We start from the raw sequence: 2,287 nt of genomic DNA, 5'->3' as shown, positions 1-2,287 counted from the left end.
CTTCGCCGAGGCCATTGCCGACCTGCTGCTGCAGGACTTCGGCGCCCGCTGGGTGCGGGTGAAGGTGGTCAAGCCGCGCAAGTTCGACGACGTGCAGGCCGTGGGCGTGCAGATCGAGCGCGAGGCGGCCGACCTGCCCGCCGCGCCGAACAGCGCTGCCCGCCAGGCCGCGGTGATCCAGCTGCTGGGCAGCGGGCTGGTGCCTGGTCGCAGGGAATGACACGCTGAAATGACAACGCCCTCCGCGTTACCGCGGAGGGCGTTTTTCATGGCTGCCTCGTGGCGGCCGCAAAGGCTTATTGCGCCGCGAACGGGTGAGCCGCAGAGCCCTTCTTGGACACGACTTCGGCCGCCGTCGGCGAGCCGGCCACCGCGCGGGCGATGGCTTCCTTGGTGGCCTGGTAGTTGTAGTCCTGGATCTTCTTGTCGTCGTCAGCCAGCCAGTGGATGAACACGCCGACGCAGACGAACAGGTTGTCGGCCTCGTCGGCCGGGATGGTGCCGTCTTCCACCGAATCGGCCACCGCCATGGCCACGCCGCGCTGGGCCGGGCCGAACATCTGCACCGCCTGCTTGGCGCCCTTGATGGTGACCTTGTTGAACATCACCGTGGCCGGCTTGGTCAGCAGGTTGGGCGCCACGACGGCCAGCAAGGAAGTGAAGCCGTCCTTGTTGTTGGTCAGCGCATTGGCGAACGCCGCTTCGGCCGGGGAGCCGCGGGGCCCGATCAGCAGGTCGATGTGAGCGACTTCGTTGCCGTCGCCGACGAGCGACTCGCCGACCATCATCCGATCAATCTTTGCCATGGCTTGGTTATCTCCTGTGTAGGGTCTTGCGGGGATCACGACACTGGCCCGATGGTCAGCGTGCCACCGGAGTTATCACGTTCCGTGCCATGCAGCCGCGGGCGGCTGCAGCAGCAACTGCAAGCCGTGCAGCAGCAGCGTCGCCACCGTCAGATCGGCCGTCGTACCGGGGTTGATGCGCCGGGATTTGAGCCGTTCATCCCAGGCGATGAAGGCCGGGTCTGCGTCCAGCCGGCCCGCCTGCGCCGCGGCCGAGCGCTGCCAGCCTTGCGCCGCGCTCATGACACTGTGTGCCACGGCCTCGCCGTGCTTGCGAACAATGTGTGAATCGGGCACGGCGGCCAGCCAGGCCAGGTAGACCGACTGCACCGCAGCGCTCATGTCAGCGTTGCCAGCATCCGCCATCAGTGAAAACGAGGTGGGCACAGCCGCCAGGCCGATGCGCCACAAGTCGGCAAAGCCCTGCTCGTACTGGCGTGCGATCTGGTCGCGGTGCGCGGCCAGGGCCATGGCCTCGCGCAGGCCGATGGTGGGTGCCTCGCGCACGTCCTGCTGCGGCGCTTCGCCCAGGCCACCGGGGTTGGCATCGGCGATGGCGCGGAAGGCCGCTGCGGCGTCTTGCGCGTCCAGCGCCTGCAGCGTGTTCGCCAGCGCGGCCTGCAGGCTGCTTGACTGGCCGGTGGCTACCTGCTCGAAAGCCGCGGCCAGCGGCGCGCACAGCAGCACGATGCCCAGGTTGGTGTTGCAGCCGGCCGCCGCCCAGCTGGCGCGCACCGCGCCTTCGATGCGCGCGCCCACGCGGGCGCCGGGTTCGCACAGCGGCTGCGAAGCCGCCTGCGCGCTGTCGATGAACTGCTGCGCCTGCATGCCGTGGCCGGCCGAAGCCACGCTCACGTTGCCGGGCTTGCGCACCATCACGTCCAGCGTGCAGGCGCGCACGAAGGCGGCCCGGGCCGCTGCGTCGGCTTGCTGCGGGCTCATGCGCGGCGCTGCAGGCCTTGCGCCATCTTGCGGTCGATCAGGTCGGCCACCAGCGCCTGCGCGATGTTGAAGCGCGTGACCTGCTGCAGTCCGCGCCAGGCGGCCACGCCATTGACTTCCAGCACCTGGATGCCCTGCGCCGAAGGCATCAGGTCCACGCCCGCATAGTCCATCTGCAACGCGCGGGCCGCGGCTTCGGCGGCCTGCACCAGGTCGTCCTGCAGCACCGCGGGCTCGCAGCGCGCGCCCTGGGCCACGTTGTGCACCCAGTGTGCGCTCACGCGGCGCATGGCGGCAATGGCACGGCCACCCACCCCCAGCACCCGCCAGTCAAAGCCCGGGCGCTGGGCATCGGGCGGTGGCACGAAGCGCTGCAGGTAAGCCAGCCGGCCGGCCACCTGCTGCAGCGGCGGCAGCGGCACGTGCACGCCATCCACCAAGCCCACGCGCTGCAGGCCCTTGCCCTGTGAGCCGAACAGCGGCTTGAGCACCAGCGCATG

2 protein-coding genes and 2 pseudogenes are annotated in these 2,287 nt (G+C 69.8%); 1 reads left to right on the top strand and 3 read right to left on the bottom strand.

Going from position 1 to position 2,287, the window contains the following annotated elements; genetic code table 11:
* Positions 1-220: pseudogene (locus tag ABNT58_RS09155) on the top strand (dihydroneopterin aldolase); the annotation flags it as partial.
* Positions 221-296: 76 nt separating this feature from the next.
* On the opposite strand, the gene fae reads toward ABNT58_RS09155, so the two are convergent.
* The 3 genes and pseudogenes from fae to ABNT58_RS09140 form a co-directional block, all read right to left on the bottom strand.
* Positions 297-806: a formaldehyde-activating enzyme gene (fae, locus tag ABNT58_RS09150; RefSeq protein WP_348753183.1), complete on the bottom strand. Its 510-nt coding sequence runs from the start codon at positions 804-806 to the stop codon at positions 297-299.
* 75 nt (positions 807-881) lie between these two features.
* Positions 882-1,787, bottom strand: a complete 906-nt coding sequence (locus tag ABNT58_RS09145; RefSeq protein ID WP_348753182.1) for a triphosphoribosyl-dephospho-CoA synthase — start codon at positions 1,785-1,787, stop codon at positions 882-884.
* A pseudogene (locus ABNT58_RS09140) lies at positions 1,784-2,287 on the bottom strand (RimK family alpha-L-glutamate ligase); the annotation flags it as partial. The gene ABNT58_RS09145 and the pseudogene ABNT58_RS09140, both read right to left, overlap by 4 nt.

The organism is uncultured Aquincola sp. (assembly GCF_964001545.1).
Classification (GTDB): domain Bacteria; phylum Pseudomonadota; class Gammaproteobacteria; order Burkholderiales; family Burkholderiaceae_C; genus Aquincola.
Note: the sequence above shows the minus strand (reverse complement) of the source record. Positions and strands in the feature narration are given on the sequence as shown.